Genomic DNA, 20239 nt, shown 5'->3' with positions numbered 1-20239 from the left:
AGAGCAAGCTTCCCCGAAGCTCGCGCCGACCTCTTGGACTATGGGCTGGAAGGACCGTTCTTTATCGAATCTTCACAGAACGACTAGGACAGCCCTACCCAACGCCGCAAGGCTGGCAGGTGAAGATCGACAGGGCTGATCCGCGAAAGGAACTGTTGTGAACAAGACAAGGACTGTGGTGACCGGGGTGGCTGCGCTGGCCGCGGTGGCCGCCCTCGGGGCGTGTAGCAACTCGGCGACCAAAGAGGCGACGTCGGCTTCGTCGCCGGCCCAGACGTCGTCGACGGCGCCGGCGGTCGCGCATAACCAGGCCGACATGCAGTTCGCGCGCATGATGATCCCGCATCATCAGCAGGCGGTTCAGATGAGCGACATGATTCTGGCCAAGCAGGGCATCGACCCGCGGGTGGTGGACTTGGCCAAGCAAATCAAGGCCGCCCAAGGCCCGGAGATCGAGCAGATGCAAGGCTGGCTGAATCAGTGGGGCATGGCCGGCATGCCGGGAATGAACGGGATGCCCGGGATGGGCGAGACGCCGGGGAACGCGCCGTCGGATCACGGTGGCATGCGCGGCTCCGACACCGCTACCGCATCACCCACGACCATGCCGAGCGGCTCGATGATGCCCGGTATGGAGGGGATGATGTCGCAGGCCGATATGGATGCGCTGCAGAACGCCCGGGGGGTCGAGGCCAGCAAGTTGTTCTTGACCCAGATGATCAAGCACCACCAGGGCGCAATCACTATGGCGCAGAACGAGATCAAGAACGGCCAGTTCCCTGACGCTGTCGCGCTGGCCAAGTCGATCGCCAGCAGCCAGCAGAAGGAGATCGACACCATGAACCAGATCCTCAGCTCACTGTAGGTGACTGCCGAACTCCAGACGCTGGACACTGTCACCAGCGTGACAGTCGACGTTGTCCCGCAGGGCGATTCAGCGGTCACCGTGACCAGCTTCGCTGACCTGCCGCAGAACTCGGCGCGCGACGCGGTCGAGCGCGCCGGTTACCAATTAGTCGGGGCGCCGACGCGCTGACCGTAATCGCGCGCCGCTGCCGGCCCAAGGATCGGCACCGCGACGATGAACGTGGTTCCCTGACCCGGCCCGCGGCTGGCCACACTGATGTGGCCGCCGTGGGCCTCGGTGAGCGCCTTGACGATGGCCAGACCGATGCCGGAGCCTCCCCGCCCACGGTCGCGGGCGGAGTCGGCGCGATAGAAGCGCTCGAAGATGTGGGGGAGATGCCCAGCCGCGATGCCATCACCGTCGTCGGCGACGGTGAACACAACCTCGCCGGCGACCTGGGTGACCGCCAGGGTGACCTGACCGCCGGCCGCGGTATGGCGCAGCGCGTTATCGAGTAGGTTTCCCAACACCTGCGCCAGCCGTTGCCGATCTGCCCACAGGCGGACCGCGCCGCCGATGCGGGTGCTGAGGGTGACGTTCTTGGCGGCATAGCGATCGGCTATCGCGGCGCTGGCTGTTCTCGCGACCTCTCCCGCGTCCACCCACCCCGGGGTGATGGCGGCCTGGGCCTCTTCGGCCTGGGCGAGAGCGGCGGCGTCGGCGGAGAAGCGCACCAATCGACCGGCCTGCTCGCGCAGCATCACGATGGTCGGCTGGTCGAGGGGCTTCACGCCGTCTTCCACGGCTTCCAAATAGGCTCCCAACACCGCCACGGGCGTGCGGATCTCGTGGGCAAGGTCACCGAACAACTGGCGGCGGGTCGATTCCACGGCTTGGAGCCGTTCAGCCATTCGGTTGAACGCCGTCGCCAGCTCATCGACCTCGTCGCCGAGCCGGGGCGAGGCAACGCGGATGTCGTAATGTCCCTCGGCCACGGCCGACGCGGCCGCAGCGACTTCGGTGATCGAGTGCTGCAGGCGCCGGCTCAAGATAGCGGTGACGATGAACGCCGTCAGGGCGGCCACCGTGATCGCGACCGCAATGGACAGCGCGGTGGCATGCTGGTACGCCTGCTCGGCGTGGAACTGGTCGTTGGAGTCGTGGGCGACGCCAGCTCTGTGCAGGTGTTCCCGGAACAACGGCGGTCCGACCACCGACGCCACCACCCAGGTGGTGACCCCACCCGCGAGAAGCACCAGTGTCTGGGCGAGCAAAAGCCGGCGGCGCATCCCGAAGCCGCTCGATGCACTCACTGTCCAGTCCCCATCCGGTAGCCGACACCGCGGACGGTGTAGATGAACCTTGGGTTGGCTGGGTCGTCGCCCAGTTTGCGCCGAACGTGGCCGACGTGGACGTCGACGAGGTGGTCGTTGCCCACCCACGGTTCGCCCCACACCGTGTCAATGAGCTGAGTGCGGCTCCACACCACGCCCGGCCGCGACGACAGGGCGGCCAGGATGTCGAATTCTGTGCGTGTCAAGGGAATTGGCTCCTCGTCGACAAACACCTGCCGACTCGCGACGTCGACGGACAGCGGGCCGAATACCCGTGGTGGCAGGACGTCGGTGGCCACCCCGCTGGCAGGAGACGTCGGCGCGCCGACGGCCCGCGGCCGGCGCAGCATGGCACGGATCCGCGCGACCAGCTCCCGTGGACTGAACGGTTTGGTGATGTAGTCGTCTGCGCCGACCGACAAGCCGACGATCGTGTCCACCTCGGTATCGCGGGCGGTCAGCATCACCACGTACGCGTCGGAGAACGTCCGCAGTTGGCGGCACACCTCCACGCCGTCCAGCCCCGGTAGGCCCAGATCGAGCACAACGACATCCGGGTCTACCTGTCGCGCCAGGGTCACCGCGTCGGTTCCGCTGTGACACTGCGTCACCTCGAAGTGCTCCCGCTTCAAGTAGCTGGCGACGACCTCTGCCAGCGGTGCCTCGTCATCGACCACCAGGGCGCGGTATTTGGGATTGGCGCTGTCTGCTGATGCCTTCGAGTCGGCGTCCATAACTTTCATCGTGCCGTCCCACGGCACTCGTCCGCGCGCTTGAGCGAATCTTCACAAAACCAACACCAAACCCCCGGAGGGTGCAGCGCATTGTGGAAGAGCAATCTCTGAGACGACGGGATCGGTGATGAGTCGACAAACCCTTGCAGCGGCAGCGATGACGCGGCGCGGATTTCTGGCCGCGAGCATTCTCGGCGGAGCGGCGCTTGTAGCGTGCGGGCGTTCTGTCACCAGTACCGCCCCGACGGTCGCCAACCAAGCCGGTGCCATCGCCGCCGCGGAGGCCGCCCGCCCGCATACCGGGAAGACGGTCACCGCCCGGCTGGCACCCGGGGCGGCCGACCTCGACCTCGGCGGGACCAAAGCGCGCACCCTGGCCTACAACGATCAGCTTCCCGGTCCGCTGATCCGGGCCGATGTGGGTGACGAGATCGCGGTGACCGTCGACAACGGACTGGATCACGCATCGTCGGTGCACTGGCATGGCATCGCCGTGCGCAACGATATGGACGGTGCGTCACCGGCGACCCCCAACATCGAATCGGGTTCGAGTTTTACGTATCGGTTCAGCTCGCCGTATCCGGGAACCTACTGGGCCCATCCGCACACCGGGCTGGACACCGATTACGGCCTCTACGTGCCGGTCATCATCGACGACCCGGCCGAGGCGGGCCGCTACGACGCCGAGTGGATCGTGATGCTCGACGATTGGACTTCCGGAGTCGGAACCAGTCCTGAGGAGATCGTCAAGGGATTGCGGTCGATGGGCATGGGCGGCGGCTCCATGCCCGGGATGCCCGGCATGGGAGGCATGGGGCAGATGCCCGGCAGGGGCGGGATGGGGTCGATGCCGGGTGTCGGTGGTGCCGGCGCCAGTGATCTGCTCGGGGGAGACGGCGGCGACGTCAGCTACCCGTACTACCTCATCAACGGCCGGATCCCCGCCGCGGCGACGACGTTCACCGCGAAACCCGGGCAGCGCATCCGGATTCGCATCATCAACGCCGCCGCCGACACCGCCTTCCGGGTCGCACTGGCCGGGCACCGCATGACGGTCACCCACACCGATGGCTTCCCGGTCGTGCCCACCGACGTCGATGCCGTGCTGCTGGGCATGGGGGAGCGCTACGACGTGATGGTGACCGCCGGCGACGGGGTGTTCGCGTTGGTTGCCTCGGCCGAGGGCAAGAATGCCGTCGCCCGCGCGCTGCTGTCGACTGGTGCCGGTAGCGCACCCGACGCCGCCTTCCGGCCCCCGCAACTGACCGGCCGGGTCGGCACCGTCGACACCTTCACTGCCACAACGGAAGTCCAGTTACCCACCAACAGCGACATCGCGCTGCAGGCGCACCTGTCGGGCACGATGATGCACTACGACTGGATGATCAACGGCCGGCCCTATGATCGGACCGTCCCGTTGACCGTCCATCAGGGCCAGCACGCCACCCTGACCTTCACCAACCAGACCATGATGTGGCACCCGATGCATCTGCACGGCCACACCTACCAGGTCATCAAACCCGACGGCAGCGCCGGGCCGCGCAAGGACACCGTCATCGTCAAACCCATGCAGACCGTGACCGTCAGGCTCGTCGCCGACAATCCCGGTATCTGGATGCTGCACTGCCACAACGGCTATCACATGGATGCCGGAATGATGACCACCCTGAACTACACCGGCTGACACCAGCTCAGCCGCAGTTCAGTGAACCGGTTAAGGAAGGAGAAGTTCCCATGATGTTCTGGTCCGACCACGACATGAGCGGATGGGGATACGCAGGCATGGTCATTGGAATGGTCTTGTTCTGGGCCCTCATCATCGTCGCGATCGTCGCCCTGATCCGGTCCAGCACCGGTAGCGCTCAGACTCGATCGATTCCGCAGCTCCCGCCGTACACCGAATCACCGGAGCAAGTGCTGGCCGCGCGATTCGCCCGCGGGGAGATCGACGAAGCCGAATACCAACATCGGCTGGCCGTCCTCCGCGGCGCCACGCCCCGTTAACCCCTGAGGGAACAGGGGAGGTTCTGCGACCCATGACGACGCTGACCTGCGCGAAGGTTCTGCGGGACCTACGCCGACCACACTTCGCGGTACTCTCCACCAGCGACACAGCCGGCACTCCCGCGTCGGCAGGAGTGACATACGACCTCGCTCGGTCTGGCGCCACGATCTCTGGGGACCTCGCAGTGTCAATACGTCATATTGGCGAAAATGGGCGCGCGCTATGTGGCGTGGGGCTGCACTTGCGCAACAAGCTACGAAGCATCGCAGGCCGCGCAGCCTGGTGGGCCGGATGACTGGAAAATCAACTGCGCGGGTCCGGCGACCTAGTGAAAAGTCGGAGATCAACTGCAAAACGACAGCGCTCGGGTAGCTCCCGGGGTGCGAGCACCGTTTATCTGATGCAACTCGCACCAGTTATTGAGGTTTTCTCAGTAGTTTCCCCTCTGGAGAGTTGGTAGGACGATTGCGGCAGGAACGATCTGTCCGAGATAGCGTCCCATGGTTTGGTGGACTTCGGATCTGGCGTGGTTCACGCGTTGTGATCAACGAGTCATGTTGAACGCTATGCGATTTGGTGTTGTTTGGCAAGTGCCGCGGCGGCGTGTTTCATGGCGATGACGGCGCGCAGTTCGTCCATGGAAACATCGGAGAGGTAGCGGCGGGTGACCTGCCATTCGTCATGGGCTTCGATGACCACCGCGGTGGCCAGGCGCAGGAACGCCGCGGGGTTGGGGAAGATCTCCACGACGTCGGCCCGACGCTTGATTTCCTTGTTCAAGCGTTCGATGGGATTGTTCGACCAGATCTGCCAATGCGCCGTCGGGAACGCCGTGAAGGCCAGCACGTCGGCCTTGGCCTGGGCCATCATGTCGGCCACTTTCGGGAAGCTGCCCGCCAGGGTGTCAGCGACGCGGTCCCATTGGGCGGCGACCTCTTCGGGGTCGGTGTGAGCGAAGATCGTCTTGACCGCCGCCGTCACCGCCGGGGCATGCTTCGCGGACACTGCGGTGTGCAGGTTACGCATGAAATGCACCCGGCACCGCTGCCACGACGATCCGGTGAACTGTTGTGCCACAGCAGCTTTCAATCCGGCGTGGGCATCAGAAATGACCAGATGCACCCCGAGAGGCCACGCGCTTTCAGCGACGCCAGAAACTCACGCCAGAACTCATAGGACTCGCTGTCACCGACCGCGGTGCCCAGCACCTACGGGTACCGTCGATCGACACCCCGGTAGCCACCACCAGCGCCTAAGACACCACATGCGCACCCACCCGCACCTTGCAAAAGGTCGCGTCGCAGAACACCTACGGAAACTGCGTGTGAGCCAAGCTACGGGTGCGAAACGCCTCGATCTCGGCGTCCAGGCCCGCGCAGATCCGCGAGACCTCCGACTTGGAGATCCCGGACTCCACCCCCATCGCGACCAGGTCATCGACACTGCGGGTCGACACCCCGTGCACGTAGGCCTCCATGATCACTGCATGCAACGCGCGGTCGATGCGGCGGCGCCGCTCCAGCAGCGACGGGAAGAACGACCCCGCGCGCAGCTTGGGGATCTGCACCTCGATATCGCCGGCGGTGGTCGACACCGTCTTGGGTCGGTGCCCGTTGCGGTGCGTGCCGCGCCCGCCGGTGCGTTGATACCGGCCGGCGCCGATCGCCTCGGTGGCCTCGGCCTCGATCAACGCCTGCAGCCCGGCCCGGATCAGCTCGGCGAACACCGCGCCGGCATCAGCGGACTTCAGCGCGTCGAGCTGGGCGAGCAAGGCAGAATGGTCCTGGGTCATCGCGTAGATGGTCCTTTCATGAGTCACTTTCATCGGTAACTCACTGACCACTACACGATGGCCCACCCCAACACCGGCAACGACACGCCCGGGCACACACCCCGGCCGTCCGCCTCAGTCCCGAAACCCCACCACCTCAGGGGACTTACCCCTGTCCGATTCTGGTTGGGCACAGTCTGATTCGCCGAAGACACCGCCAGCGTTGCTTGAGTTCGGCATTGGCGCGTTCCCCGATTGCCCGAATCGCGGTGAGCAGCGTGTTGTAGCTGCGATTGGCGACATCGAGGTGACGGCCTTTGATCGGGCTGTGCACCCCGATCCCGGCCCTTCGGTAGCCCTTGTCGGTCAGGGTCGGCAGACCGTCGGCGGCGGCCTTGTACAGCGCGCCCAGACAGTGGGCGCGGGCAGCGGTGATGTCGTGCATGCTGCCTGGTTCGACCTCGCTCGACCACACCGGGAACCCGCCCGGGTCGGCGAGGATCTGCACGTTGCCGCCCTGGGTCTTGTGCTTGCCCGAGTACCACAGGTGATGGCCCTCGTCGGTGCGCTCGTTGACCCGGTCGATCTCGATCAGCGTCCCGTCCAGCGTCAGATGCGACCAGCCCTGCCCCTTTGCCCGGTCGAGCACGTCGTGCAGGTCGGGTGCCTGTTCGGCGATCACGTCGATCGCCTCGTGCAGGTACCGGTAGCAGGTGGAGATCGCCAGCGCGGGCTCGAAGGCCAGCAGCCGGATCGGGGCGTCGTCGCGGAACCAGCGCAGCACCAGTTTGGCCTGCGTGCGCACCGTGCCCGCGCGTCGCCCGGCGCGGGTGCCGATCTCGCGCCGGTGCGCGTGCAGCAGCGCGGTCACCTGAAGCAGGGTTTCCTCGGGGACGTCGCAACTGGCAGGGTAGGTGAACACGTGGGGTCCTCTTGCAGCGGAACGGCTTTCTTGGTCGAAACCGATCCTTGAGCAGGGACCCCACGTCTTGCTCTCACGACACGCCGGAAACTCCAGTCACACCAACCTCACACGCCCCAAGTGAGAAAACCTCACTGACGCCTTTGCGGCAGAGACAACCCGGAAGACTAGTGTCCCGCGCCAGTAATTCGTTTCATTAATAGTCCGAGTGATTTGAGGATCTGCTCGGCGGTCTTGGTCCAGATGAATGGTTTCGGGTTCTCGTTCCAGGCGGCGACCCAGGTGCGGATGTCGCGTTCGAGGGCCTGCACGCTGTGGTGGTCGCCGCGTTCGAGGAGTTGTCGGGTGAGTTCGGCGAACCACCGTTCCACCGGTTGATCCAGCTGGAATAGGTGGGCGTGAAGTGCATGTGGAAGCGGGGGTGGCGGTCGAGCCAGGTGTGCACGGTGGGCGCCTTGTGCGTGCCGTAGTTGTCGCAGACCAGGTGGATGTCGAGATGGTCGGGGACCTCGGTGTCGATCTTGGCGAGGAACCTGCGGAATTCGATCGCGCGGTGGCGGCGGTGCAGCGAAGAGATCACGGTGCCCTCGCCGATGTCGAAGGCGGCGAACAGGCTGGTGGTGCCGTGCCGGACGTAGTCGTGGGTGCGTTTCTCGGGCATGCCCGGCATCATCGGGAACGCCGGTTGGCTGCGGGCCAGGGCCTGGATCTGGGACTTCTCGTCCACCGACAACACCACCGCGGCCTCGGGCGGGTCGAGGTAGAGCCCGACAATGTCATAGACCTTCTCCACGAACAGCGGGTCGTTGGACAGCTTGAAGTGCTCGCTGCGATGGGGCTGCAGCTCGAAGGCCTTCCAGATCCGCCCAATGGTGGACTTCGACAGCCCGGCGCGTTCGGCCATCGATGTGCGCGACCAGTGCGTGGCGTGGGCGGGGACCGATTCCAAGGTGGCCACCACCACGTCCTCGACCTGCTCAGCGGTCACCGACGCCGGCCGGCCCGGCCGCGGGTCATCGACCAGCCCGTCCAACCGCGCCTCGACGAACCGGCGCCGCCACTTCCCGACTGTCGGCTGCGATACCCGCTCCCGGGCCGCGACCTCCTTGTTCGACAGCCCATCCGCGCAGCCCAGCACGATCCGCGACCGCAACGCCAGCGCCTGCGAGGACTTGCGCCGCCGCGCCCACCGCGTCAGCGTCTGGCGCTCCTCGTCGCTCAACACCAGCTCCGCCATTGGTCTCCCGCGTGCCGCCATAAGCGAATCATCGCACAGCACAACCTGATTCACCGCGGAACCCCTCCGGTCCATATCCATTACAATTATGTAACGAACTTCAGGCGCAGGACACTAGCTGGGCTCCGGGATCTCGTCGAGAAGCGCGAGAAAATAAGCCCCATACCCCGACTTGAAGAGTAGTTCGCCGCGCTCTCGCAGCTCGTCGTCAGTGATGAAGCCGCGCCGCCACGCCGACTCTTCCGGCACGCCGACCTTCAAGCCCTGCCGTTGTTCGATGGTCCGGACATAGGCGCCGGCATCGAGCAGTGAATCGAACGTCCCCGTGTCGAGCCACGCAGTGCCGCGCGGCAACACCTCGACCGACAACAATCCGTCGTCCAGGTATGCCCGGTTCACGTCGGTGATCTCATACTCGCCGCGATCGGACGGTTTGATGGAGGCGGCAATGTCGACCACATTGTTGTCGTAGAAGTACAGACCAGGAACCGCAAATTGGGACTTGGGCCGCTTGGGCTTTTCTTCGAGGGACACGGCACGGCCTTGCTCATCGAACTCGACGACGCCGTATGCCGTGGGATCTGCCACCCGGTAGGCGAAGATCGTTCCGCCGCTGAAGTGGCTGAATCGGTCGAGCTGTGTTCCCAAGCCCGCGCCGTGGAAGATGTTGTCGCCCAGCGCCAGTGCTACGTTCTCAGTCCCAATGTGGTCTCGACCGATGGTGAAGGCCCGCGCTAATCCGTCGGGTACCGACTGCACGGCGTACGTGATCGAGATGCCGAACTGGGAGCCGTCCCCCAACAGTCGGCGGAAGGCCGTCGCATCACCCGGAGTGGTGATGACGAGGATGTCGCGAATGCCGGCGAGGATCAGCGTCGACAGCGGGTAGTAGATCATCGGCTTGTCGTAGACCGGCAACAGCTGTTTGCTCGTTCCGACGGTGATCGGGTGCAGTCGTGAGCCGGTCCCCCCGGCCAGAATGATTCCGCGCATGGGGGCAAGTGTGACTTGTATGAGCGGCGAATGCCAGCAGAAGCCCAAAATATCGTTTGCCGATGTATGGCAAGGCTATTTTCCGGCGTCTTAAGAACACACCTCGGGCGAGAAGCAGGGACTCCTCCTAGGCTGCCGCGCCTGGAGGACGGCCCGGGAATCGCCGGTTGCCGTCGAGCCCAGTTGGGCAGTGATCACCGCGAGCGCTTGGAGAGTTGCCTGACTCGATCATGTCATCTCGAACAAATACGTCCATGCGTGGTGTTAGTACACAATCATGAAGGTTGCTAAAACCGCTAGAATTTGCATATGAGCAGTACAACACCATGGCTGGTGTGCTTGAGATGCCAGCACTTGCTGATATGGGCAAACTCCCGCATACTATGCGGACAGTGGACACGCGCAGGCGGAATCCCCTTCGCGCAGAGTCGAAAGTCGGGGGAGGTGCCGGGGGTATGAGATCACTCACAGAACGGCACGTGCGCCAGCAGATCTGCGTGGGAGGCGTGTCGGCGGCCTACGAAGCGGCCAAGCAATCGAGCAAGGTGACAGAGAATTTGGTGAATCATCGCGCGATAGCTAGGCAGGGCTCCATCGATGGCGGGACGGGACGTCAATGATCAGGGATTCGACAGACTCCTCGGCCCCGACGAGTTCGGACAGCCAGCGCGAACCCGGAAAGATTCAATCCCTCCGAGTCGGTGCGACGTCGCAGATCTTGCCTCTGTTGGCCAGCTACGGCCTGAATCTGCTTGCGACGCCCTACGTCGTCAGCCAGCTCGGGCTACAAGCCTTCGGTATCTGGGCGATGACGGGTGCGATGGCGCAGTATGCAGCCCTGCTGGACATGGGGGCGGCTCGAGCGGCGCTGCGTTTCGTGGCCCTGTTTCACGCCCGCGGAGAGACCGAGAAGGATCGTGCGGCCGTCGGCATCTGCGTCACGCTCGCACTGGGGCTCGGCACGGTGCTGGGTCTCATCGCCTTCTTCGGCGCGGATCTCGCCCAAACCGTCTTGCACACCGGTGATTCGGCATTGACCCGCTTCCTCCTGCTGTGCTCGGTGTGCATCCTCACGTGCGGTCTGGTGGCGCGAGTACTGGCTGCCGCGTCGTTCGGACGAGGTCGGCAGCTTCCGCCGAACGTCGGACTGGCCCTACTGGGGGCCTCGCAGCTGGTGGGTGGCGTCATCGCGCTCGCCGTCGAGGGCACGCTGCGTAGTTTTGCGGTCGGAACCGCTTCTGGAGCAGTCGTTGGACTGTGCGTGGTCGCCATCGTGATCTACCGCGATGAAGGTCGAATCACCATCGGCCGACCGAGGATTGACCTCGCCAAGGAGATCGTGGTCTTTGGTGTGCACAGCCAGGTGGCCGGTGCCGCGGACGTCGTGCTGTACCAATCCGGCAAGCTGATCGCCGGCATCGTGATCGGGCCTGCGGCCGCCGGTGCCTACGAACTCGGAATCCGTCTGATACAGGGTGTTCAGGCCTTTGGCGGCGCCGTCTCCGTCGCCATCAACACGCATCTCACCAGAGCGTACGCAACGGCGGGGATGGACGGCATCCGCGAACAGTTCTCGCGGCTCACTCGTCGAAACGCGGCAGTCGCGATATTCCTGCCCTTCCTTCTCGGTGCGACGGCCGTATCTGCCGTGCCGTTGTGGCTCGGCGGAGGCCACACGTCGGCGGTAATCGTCGCCAGCGCTCTCGCGTTCGGCATCTCGGTGAACGTGGCCGCCGGTGTCTGTGCCGCCACCTTGTATGCCATCGGACGACCCGACCTCGCGGGGTTGGAGGGTGTGGTCTATGCCGTCGTCTCCGTCGTCCTAGCCGTTCCGTGCGCCATCTTCTTCGGGTTCAACGGCCTCGTCGCCGCCTACGCCTGCTGGATCCCCCTCGGCAACCTGTTCGGAGTGTGGTTCCTGCAATCGCGGGTCGGTATCTCGCTGAAGACCTTCGCCCGCGCCGTTGCTGGACCATTCGGGCTAGCGCTCCTCGCCACTGCGGTGGCGTTACCGATCAACCTGGTGGCGGCACCCGACTCGCGTGCTGACGCAATCGCGCCGTTCCTGGCCTCCAGCGTGGTCTTCTGCGTCGTCTACATCGCCCTCGGGACGAAGCTCGACTATCTGCCGCGCCTCCCCGTCCAAGCGTTCGTGATGCGAATCCGGGGCAACGCGCCGAGCGCCGAAATCTCAATGCCCGCCAGCGAGATCGGGCTGGCATCGAACCTGGTCGCCGACGCCCCGCGCCATGAAGCCGGTCGGTGACACGCATGCCTTCATTGCTCAGCATCAACAACTACCACTATCGCCGGGGCGGCTCTGACGGGGTCTATCTGGACCACGCCGCGCTCATGGAGGGCCTGGGCTGGCGAAATGGCTTCTTCTCGATGCACCACCCCGAGAATCTTCCGACCCCGTGGAGTCGCTACTTCATCGATGAGCTGGAGTTCGGCCAGGCCTACTCGTTGACTCAAAAGCTCTCGATGGCCACGAAGTCGGTGTATTCCTTCGAGGCGCAACGAAAGCTGCGCAGTCTGCTGCGCGACTTCGAACCTGACGTCGCGCACTTGCACGGCATCTACCACCACCATTCACCGTCGATCCTGCCGGTGCTGACCGGGGCAGGCATACCGGTCGTGATGACCGCGCACGACCTCAAGATCGCTTGCCCCAATTACAAGATGTTCAACCGCACCGGGGTGTGCGAGCGCTGCCGGGATGGCTCGGTGCTGAACGTGATTCGCAATCGCTGCGTCCGAGATTCGCTGACGGCCAGCGTGATCGTGGCGGCGGAGAGCGGCTTGCAACGCTCGATGCAGACCTACCGCAAGCATGTGACCAAGGTCGTGGTGCCGAGCCGGTTCTACCTCGAGATGTTCGTCGAATGGGGCTGGCCGCGCGAGCAGTTCACCTACGTCCCGAATTACGTTGACGCGTCTCGCTTCACGCCGAGTTTCGAGCCGGGGGACTATTTCCTCTACTTCGGTCGACTCGCGCCGGAGAAGGGCATCGCAACCTTGATGCGGGCAGCCAGGCTGGCCGGCGTGAAGCTGAAGATCGCCGGCTCCGGACCGATGGAAGCCGAGTTGCAGGCTCTCCAGGGCGAATTACACGGCGACACCCAGTTTCTCGGGTTCCAAACCGGCGAGGCTCTGCATGCTCTGGTCCGTGGGGCGCGCGCAGTCGTGTTGCCGTCGGAATGGTATGAGAACGCGCCGTTGAGTGCGCTCGAGAGTTTTGCGCTCGGAAAGCCGTTGATCGGTGCCCGTATCGGAGGCATCGCGGAAACCATCGACGAGTCGGAAAACGGCTGGACCTTCGCCAGCAAGGACATTGCGGGCCTAACGCAGTTGCTCAGCATGGTTCAGACGATGCCGGACTCCCGAGTCGCGCAGGCGGGGCGGGCGGCGCGCGCGCTCGTCGAACAGCGTTTCAACCCAGAGGGCTATGCGAACGCGATGCTCGCCCTGTATTCGAGCCTTGGTGTCAAGACGTCATCAACGGGATTGGCCAGTCAAGAGAGGGACAAATGAGAATCTATGTGGCCGGCAGCGGCGGAATGCTTGGAGAAGCGATGCATCGCGTTCTCTCGGAGCGCCACGAGCTCAAGTGCACGGACATCGATCTGAATGTGCCGTGGCTCGATCCGTGTGACTTCCGGGACTTCGAGGCATACAAGACTTCCGTGGAGGAGTTCAGGCCGGACATGCTGTTGCACTTGGGCGCCAACACCAATCTCGAATATTGCGAACAGAATCCAGACGACGCCTATCGGACCAACACGCTGTCGGTAGAGCATGCGGCGACGTTGGCCAACGCTCACGGCATCCCGCTGGTGTACATCTCGACGGCGGGCATCTTCGACGGCGAGAAGCAGTTGTACGATGATTGGGATGCGCCGGCACCGCTCGGGGTCTACGCCCGCAGCAAGCATCTTGGCGAGATCCTGGTCCAACGGCGGGTGGACAAACACTTCATCTGCCGCGCCGGTTGGATGATGGGTGGCGGGCCCGGTAAGGACAAGAAGTTCATCTCGAAGCTGATGAACCAGCTCGCGGCCGGTGCCACGGTCCTCAACGTGGTCGATGACAAGCTCGGGACACCCACCTACACAGTGGATTTCGCTCGCAATCTCGAGACCTTGGTCGGCACGGAGTTCTACGGCTTGTACAACATGGTGTGCGGTGGTGAGACGGGACGCTTCGAGGTCGCGCAAGAACTCGTCGACATTCTTGGCCTCGAAGACCAAGTCGAGGTCAGGGCCGTGGGTTCGGACTTCTTCGCCAAGGATTACTTCGCGCCGCGGCCGCCGTGTGAACGACTGGTCAACAACAAGCTCAACCTGCGCGGTCTCAACCAGATGCGCGATTGGCGAATCGCGCTGCGCGACTACATCACCGATTACTACGCCGAATTCGCGGAAGACTTCGCACCGGCATTCCAGCTGCGGCTCAAGGTGAGTTGATGCATCCGCTGCGCATCGCTGCGTTCGGCTTCCGCAGCTATCCGCCCAGCGCGGGTAGCGCGGGCGCCGACAAGTTCGCGATGGAGTTACTGCCTCGCCTGGCCGCTCGTGGGCACAAGGTGACCGCCTATAGCCGTCGCTATCCCGGCGTGGAGGTCGCTGACCCCCATTACACCCAGGGCGTCGACGTGATCACCTTCCGCACGACGAGTCGCAGTGGCTTCGACACCATCCTGCACTCGGCGAAGGTCACCTGGGACATCATCAGGCACAACCGGGCCGACGTGGTGCACATTCAGAACGGTGGCAACAGCATCTTCGGGGCGGTGTTGCGACTCTTCGGGAAGAAGACGTTCGTGAGCCAGGACGGTCTCGACTGGCAGCGAGACAAGTGGTCTTGGTACGCGAAGGTCTTCCTGTGGTTGTCCTCGCTGCTGACCGCCCATGTCCACAATGCGGTGATCTTCGACAACATCTACGCGCGTGAGGCTTTCGAGACACGGTTCAAGAAGAAGTACGACTTCATCCCTTTTGGCGCCGACGTCAAGTACGACGAAGACGCCGAGAGGGTGCTCCAACGGCTAGGTCTCGAACGAGGAGATTACTTCCTCTTCGTGGGGCGTTTCATTCCCGACAAGGGCCTGCACTGGCTCCTGCCTGCGTTCGAAGCACTCGACACCGACAAGAAGCTGGTGCTCGTCGGTGGATCGCCGAACGGGTCGGCCTACGAGGAGCAGCTCAGGGAGACCGAAGATCCGCGAGTCGTCTTCGCCGGATTCCTCTACGGCTCAGAGGTGCATGCCCTGATGCGCAACTCGTATGCCTACGTGCAGCCATCTGCCATCGAAGGGCTCTCCCCGGTGATTCTAGAGGCCGCTTACGTCGGTGCGCCCATCGTGTGCAGTGACATTCCCCAAAATCACTATGGAATCGCCGGATGCGGAACCTATTTCGGCATGGGTGACGTCGTCGACCTGACGGCGAAGTTGAAGTGGACCTTGGATGCTCCCGCAGATCTGGCGCAACGTGCCGCCGATGGTTCGCGCCACGTGGCCAAGAACTTCAGCTGGGACACCGTGGTCGACAAGCACGTTGAAGTCTTTGGTCGGTGACGGGTAGTGGCTGACTCGCGTCCTCACCCCCTGGCGGTCCTCATCGTAGCGTACCGCTCGGCCGACAAGCTGGAACGCTGCATCGAGTCGGTGGAACGGTACTTGCCGGAACTCGAGGTTCACGTATGGGACAACTCGGGACCGGAAAGTTCCGACGTCCGCCGTCTCGCATCCCGGATGACGAACGCGCACTGGTATCTAAACGGTGAGAACATCGGGTTCGCGGCCGCGGTCAACAACCTCGCGGCAGTGGTCTCGGGCCGAGACTTCCTGCTGTTGAACCCGGATGCCGAGCTCGTCGGACCGCTGTCGCTGACACGCGCCGCGATCGGCGAACGGGGCACGGCTGCCGCGGCGCCGATGATCTGGGCTGACGAGGGCGGCCGCGGGCCATCGAAGGTCCTGTCGCGCACGCACCAACCGTGGGACGTCGCGCACCGTCGCCGAACCGTTTTCAATGCCCTCGGCGAGATGGCCGTCGCCGCCGAGCGCCTGCGCGGCACGTGGCTGTCCAATCTCTATTGGTCGCAGCCAGGGGACGTAGAGGGATACCTGACGGGCGCATGTCTGGCGATCCGCCGGGAGGCGTGGGATTCGTTGGGCCCGTTCGACTGCGAGTTCTTTCTGTACGGCGAGGAGGCCGACTGGCAGACTCGCGCCATAGCTGCGGGTTGGCGGGTGCGCCTGGAGAACGAGAGCGGCGTTCGTCACTCTGCGCAGGGCACGGTCGCCGGTGACACGATGGCGTCGACACGCTCATCGGACCTCGTTCATGCCAGCATCGCGTTGCAGATCGAATACCGCTACGGAGTGCGGACGGCAGAACTCTACATCGCGGGCATCTACGGAATCGACGGCGCGAAACGCGCCCTTCGGCGAGGTGATCTGAACCGATCGCCGTCCGACGTGGTGATCATCGTCGACGGTCCGAAGTCGTTGTCAGCCTCCCAACTCGTCTCCCGCGCTTCGGCGTTGGCGCGGGAAGGTCACGCCGTCACAGTCGTGTCGCTTCGGAGGCTTGGCGCGTTGCCGCGTGAATTGCCACCTACGATCCGCTTGCTGCGGAGGCCATGGTGGTGGCCGCGGACGTGGCCGGGCGACGGGTCGACGGCGCTCGTCACCGGAACGACGAAGAGGGAACGAGCGGCCGCCCGGTTGTTTCGGTTCCGTCGGCGCAACCTACGCATCGAATCCGTTGAGCCCGCGGGTCACCCGGATGGGCTCAACCCGGAAGTAACCGTCCCGAACCTTGACCTGGAAAGTATCTGATGCGGATCCTCCTGTTGGCTCCATGGCTGCGGCCCATAGCGCGGATACATGCCGAGAACCTTCAGTCGCTCGGCGCCGAAGTCATGCTGGTGACCTCGAACCTTCACTTCGAGTCCGATGAGGCTCGCTCGTATGAGACCGTGCTTCTCGGTCGCCCGATTCCCTGGTCCGGCTGGCTGCCCTTCATCGAGGCATACCGTGCCGCACAGCGCTTTCAACCAGACGTCGTGGTGACCGAGATGTTCCGCGACCCCAGATGGCGTTTGCTCGCGGGACTCGCTCCGCGTATTCGGATGGTGCATGACGACAAGCCGCACGACGCCACTCACGTCGCCCCGTGGTGGAACCGGATGTTCTTCGATCGCTGGGATGAAAAAGCCGACGCAACCATAGTTTTTAGTAATTACGTCGCCGAAAGCCTACGCGCGCAGGAACGGGCACAAAAACCCCTCTACGTCGCGCCCCTCATCAGTGATCTTGCCCCGGCGATGATGCCGGCCTTCGTCCCCGCCGAGGACCGGAAGAACTTTCTCCTGATCGGTAGGCAGCAGCCCTACAAGAATCACGACGTGGTGTTCGCCGCCTGGGACGCCCACACCCGCGGCCCCGCCTGGCAGGGCGACGAGTTGGTGTTGCTTGGAAGCGGGGACCTCACCGGTCCGCTACCGAAGCACGTGCGGTGGCAGCAGTCGGAGTTCCAATACCGAGAAGTCCTCCAGCAGCTTGCGCGGGCGAAGGGGTCGATCGCGCACTATCGCAGTGCGTCGCAGAGTGGAGTTCAGGTGTTGGCGATGCAATTGGGCGTTCCGACGCTGGCATCCAACGCTGGAGCGCTGCCTGAATATCAGCCGCACGGGGCAAGTGTCACCGGAATAGACGACGTCGAGGAGCTTTCCCGCGCGATGGACACCCTCGCCGATCCCGAGGAAGCGGTTCTCCAGGGCAAGGTGGCGCAAGAGCACTACCGGAACCACTACGACTCGCCCGTCGCCGCCAGGCGGCTTCTCGAGATCTTCGAGGACGTCACCGCTCACGCCCCCGTGGCTTAGGGGGCGCGCAGTAATTAGGTGGGTTCTGTTGGGCGTGTCGCAATGTGGTCGGCTGTGAGCGTGTAGTTCCAGTCGCCGTGGAACTCGTGACGGTGCAGTTGGGTGGCTTCGAGGGCCGCGATCTGCTTGTCGGTGATCTTGATTCCACGGGCGTAGGTGCCGGCGTCGAGCACCGCGTTCACGGTCAGTCCGGTGGATGTGGTTGTCGCCCTGAGAGTTTCGATGACTACCTCGTGGGATTCCAGGGGTCGTCCGCGCCAGTTGCGGCTGATCGCGGAGAACAGCCGGTGTTCGATCCGATTCCATTTGGAGGTGCCCGGCGGCAGGTGGCGGCGACTCCGGATCGCCCCGCGAGACCGGATCCACCAGCGCCTCCAGCGCGGCAACCAGATCGGGGTCGGTCACCGCCATCGGCGGGCGCCCCGCACCCGGCCGGCGCACCCGCCCCGGAATCGGCTCGCCGGACTCCAGCTCACGCACACCGGCCGCCACGGTATCCGGATGCACCGCAGCGGCCGCAGCGACCACCTTGATCCCGCCCCGACCCCGCACCTTGGCCTCCGCGCCGAGCAACAACCGCCACGCCCGCCCATCCAGATGCGGGCGGATCAACAACAAACGGGCGGCGACCGGATCGGAGTCCACATCAGGCAGCGTCCTACCACAAGTGTGGACGAACCCAACACAAAAACCTAATCAATTACTGCGCGAGCCCGTAGTTAGCGGTTTCTGTCAGGTGATCCCAGGCGTCCGCATCCCGACGGATTCTGCGCCATGATGTAGGTGACTGCGTGAATACGTGGGTGCGTTGGCTTTACGTCATGCAGCCTCCTGACAGCACCACCAACCGGAGCTCGATCGAATTCCATGCCCGAGCACTTACGGCCGCCGCGACGCCGCCTGCGTAGCCTCCGTTTCGGTTTCGGTGTCGTCATCGTCGTCGTCCTCTTCGCAGGACTCGCGATCTTCGGAGCCCACACCACGCAGCACGGCACCCAACCCACCCGCAACGCCGCCCCGGCTCCGTTGCCGCCACCGGTCCCACCTCCCGGCCACACGGCGTTCCACATCTCACCCCATGGCGACGACAGCAATCCCGGCACTCTCGACAAGCCGTGGCGCACAATCGCCAGGGCGATGGCTCAGACGTACGTAGCCGGTGACCAGCTGCTGTTCCAGCGCGGTGGGGAGTACTTCGGGATCATCGATCGGGTCCCCACGCCGGAGGGTTCTCGGCGGTGGGTGATCGGCGCGTACGGCGAAGGCGCGATGCCCGTCATCACCAGCGCGAAAATCCTGAACAACTCTGCCGCGTGGACGATGACGGCACCGAACGTCTGGCGGATCAACCTCAACGATCCAACGGCGCACGGTGGGTGGGCCGAAGTAGGGACGAACGTCGGCTTCCTGGCTACCGGAACCACCATCCACGCGGCGAAGAAGAAGGCACTTGCCGACCTTCGGGCGCCGTGGGATTTCTACGACGACGACGACACCTATCTGTACGTGCAGTCGACAGGCAACCCCTCTGCGTTGGCACCCGATCTACGGGCCGCTCCCGACTCCGTCCTGATTCGACTGCACTCCAACACCGAGATCGACGGGATCGAGATGAGAGACTGCGGTGGCCATGCCATCCGTGGCGAAGACGACCCGATCGTGAACGTGCGCGTGCTCGACAACTACATCCATCACATCGGCGGCTCGTACCTGATCGGCTACGCCGACGACAAAGTCCGGTATGGCAATGGCATTGAATGCCTCGACTCCTGCGCGGATTGGCTGGTGCAGGGAAACGAGGTTCACGACGTCTACGACTCGGCCTTCACGTGTCAAGGATCCGGCACGACCACCAACGTTCGAGTGACTCGGAACTACTTTCACGACAACTCGCACAACATCGAATTCTGGACCGAAGAGCCCGGCGGCGGCCTGCACCAGATCCTGATCGATGACAACGACTTCGTGGAGGGCGGAGGCGGATGGGGCGGCCCTGCCCGGCCGGACCAGGAGAACCGAGCGCAGTTCATCTCCTATGGCTGGGACCTTCCGGCGGACATCGTGCTGACGAAGAATCGCGTGCGCGGTGCACAGGGTTCTTACGTCTATCACGCCCCTGCGGCGCCACATCCTGCCGGATGGGTGTTCTCCGACAATGACGTCCAGCTCGCGGCGGGCACGTTGATGCAGAACGGGCAGCCTTACACGATCGACGACGCTGCCGCTTGGGCGGTGGCGAACAAGACGGAAACAGGATCGACGTTCGAGGTCTCGAGCCGGCCCTGACCTTCCCGCGGGGGAGTGAACACCATCTTTCCGGTGCGCCGGCAATCCGTGTGAGCGGCGTCCTGGCGCTGTCACGAACCTATTGGGCATCCCATGGCCCGCGAACCGGCCCGCGTTCGGCTCAAATCACCACTGTGTCGTTGCTCATGCGATTCCAGCAAACTAGCTGTCGGCAGCACGACGTGTTATCGTCTGTCATGAAACACGTCATTTC

At 64.1% G+C, this 20239-nt stretch carries 15 protein-coding genes and 3 pseudogenes; 11 read left to right on the top strand and 7 right to left on the bottom strand.

The features are described from left to right. The first annotated feature begins 157 nt into the window (after positions 1 to 157). Positions 158 to 865 carry a DUF305 domain-containing protein gene (locus tag K9U37_RS13890; RefSeq protein WP_243072176.1) on the top strand — a complete coding sequence of 236 codons (708 nt, stop codon included), beginning with the start codon at positions 158 to 160 and terminating at the stop codon, positions 863 to 865. Next, a complete protein-coding gene (locus K9U37_RS13885) occupies positions 866 to 1036 on the top strand; it encodes a copper chaperone (RefSeq protein ID WP_243072175.1) in 171 nt (56 codons plus the stop codon). It abuts the gene before it with no gap. Here the strand turns inward: K9U37_RS13885 and K9U37_RS13880 are convergent. Then, a complete protein-coding gene (locus K9U37_RS13880) occupies positions 1006 to 2136 on the bottom strand; it encodes a sensor histidine kinase (protein ID WP_252394594.1) in 1131 nt (376 codons plus the stop codon). The two genes, K9U37_RS13885 and K9U37_RS13880, sit on opposite strands and share 31 nt — an antisense overlap. Positions 2137 to 2156: 20 nt before the next feature. Further along, on the bottom strand, positions 2157 to 2915 hold the full coding sequence (locus K9U37_RS13875) for a response regulator (protein ID WP_243072173.1): 759 nt from the start codon (positions 2913 to 2915) through the stop codon (positions 2157 to 2159). Positions 2916 to 3042: 127 nt separating this feature from the next. Here K9U37_RS13875 and K9U37_RS13870 point away from each other — a divergent pair, with 127 nt between their 5' ends. Both K9U37_RS13870 and K9U37_RS13865 read left to right on the top strand, forming a co-directional pair. Beyond that, on the top strand, positions 3043 to 4599 hold the full coding sequence (locus tag K9U37_RS13870; protein WP_243072172.1) for a multicopper oxidase family protein: 1557 nt from the start codon (positions 3043 to 3045) through the stop codon (positions 4597 to 4599). A gap of 50 nt (positions 4600 to 4649) precedes the next feature. Then, positions 4650 to 4919: an SHOCT domain-containing protein gene (locus K9U37_RS13865; protein WP_243072171.1), complete on the top strand. Its 270-nt coding sequence runs from the start codon at positions 4650 to 4652 to the stop codon at positions 4917 to 4919. 565 nt (positions 4920 to 5484) lie between these two features. On the opposite strand, the pseudogene K9U37_RS13860 reads toward K9U37_RS13865, so the two are convergent. The 4 genes and pseudogenes from K9U37_RS13860 to rfbA all read right to left on the bottom strand — a co-directional run bounded on the left by K9U37_RS13860 (position 5485) and on the right by rfbA (position 9843). After that, positions 5485 to 6712: pseudogene (locus tag K9U37_RS13860) on the bottom strand (IS256 family transposase). 145 nt (positions 6713 to 6857) lie between these two features. Continuing rightward, on the bottom strand, positions 6858 to 7613 hold the full coding sequence (locus K9U37_RS13855; protein WP_243072170.1) for a transposase family protein: 756 nt from the start codon (positions 7611 to 7613) through the stop codon (positions 6858 to 6860). 167 nt (positions 7614 to 7780) lie between these two features. Next, positions 7781 to 8871, bottom strand: a pseudogene (locus K9U37_RS13850) (IS630 family transposase). Between the two features lie 93 nt (positions 8872 to 8964). Then, on the bottom strand, positions 8965 to 9843 hold the full coding sequence (rfbA, locus tag K9U37_RS13845; protein WP_243073374.1) for a glucose-1-phosphate thymidylyltransferase RfbA: 879 nt from the start codon (positions 9841 to 9843) through the stop codon (positions 8965 to 8967). A gap of 727 nt (positions 9844 to 10570) precedes the next feature. On the opposite strand from rfbA, the gene K9U37_RS13840 reads away from it, so the two are divergent. Genes K9U37_RS13840 through K9U37_RS13815 form a run of 6 tightly spaced genes read left to right on the top strand, consistent with a single transcriptional unit; the run spans position 10571 to position 17739 of the window. Then, on the top strand, positions 10571 to 12109 hold the full coding sequence (locus K9U37_RS13840; protein ID WP_243072169.1) for an MATE family efflux transporter: 1539 nt from the start codon (positions 10571 to 10573) through the stop codon (positions 12107 to 12109). 5 nt (positions 12110 to 12114) lie between these two features. Beyond that, positions 12115 to 13377 (top strand): glycosyltransferase family 4 protein, encoded by a 1263-nt coding sequence (locus K9U37_RS13835; protein ID WP_243072168.1) that lies wholly within the window; start codon positions 12115 to 12117, stop codon positions 13375 to 13377. An 8-nt stretch (positions 13378 to 13385) separates the two neighbouring features. Further along, positions 13386 to 14309 (top strand): SDR family oxidoreductase, encoded by a 924-nt coding sequence (locus K9U37_RS13830; protein ID WP_243072167.1) that lies wholly within the window; start codon positions 13386 to 13388, stop codon positions 14307 to 14309. Beyond that, positions 14309 to 15421: a glycosyltransferase family 4 protein gene (locus K9U37_RS13825; protein ID WP_243072166.1), complete on the top strand. Its 1113-nt coding sequence runs from the start codon at positions 14309 to 14311 to the stop codon at positions 15419 to 15421. Before K9U37_RS13830 ends, K9U37_RS13825 begins: the two co-directional genes overlap by 1 nt. Before the next feature lie 6 nt (positions 15422 to 15427). Then, positions 15428 to 16690 (top strand): glycosyltransferase, encoded by a 1263-nt coding sequence (locus K9U37_RS13820; RefSeq protein WP_243072165.1) that lies wholly within the window; start codon positions 15428 to 15430, stop codon positions 16688 to 16690. Positions 16691 to 16695: 5 nt separating this feature from the next. Further along, positions 16696 to 17739, top strand: a complete 1044-nt coding sequence (locus K9U37_RS13815; protein WP_372489571.1) for a glycosyltransferase family 4 protein — start codon at positions 16696 to 16698, stop codon at positions 17737 to 17739. 14 nt (positions 17740 to 17753) lie between these two features. On the opposite strand, the pseudogene K9U37_RS20555 reads toward K9U37_RS13815, so the two are convergent. Beyond that, positions 17754 to 18068, bottom strand: a pseudogene (locus tag K9U37_RS20555) (ISAzo13-like element transposase-related protein); the annotation flags it as partial. Between the two features lie 538 nt (positions 18069 to 18606). On the opposite strand from K9U37_RS20555, the gene K9U37_RS13805 reads away from it, so the two are divergent. Beyond that, positions 18607 to 20025, top strand: a complete 1419-nt coding sequence (locus K9U37_RS13805; RefSeq protein ID WP_243072163.1) for a right-handed parallel beta-helix repeat-containing protein — start codon at positions 18607 to 18609, stop codon at positions 20023 to 20025. Positions 20026 to 20239: the final 214 nt, after the last annotated feature.

This window comes from Candidatus Mycolicibacterium alkanivorans, from assembly GCF_022760805.1.
Lineage (GTDB): Bacteria > Actinomycetota > Actinomycetes > Mycobacteriales > Mycobacteriaceae > Mycobacterium > Mycobacterium alkanivorans.
The sequence above is the reverse complement of the archived record's forward strand: the minus strand, read 5'-3'. Positions and strand labels throughout refer to the sequence as shown.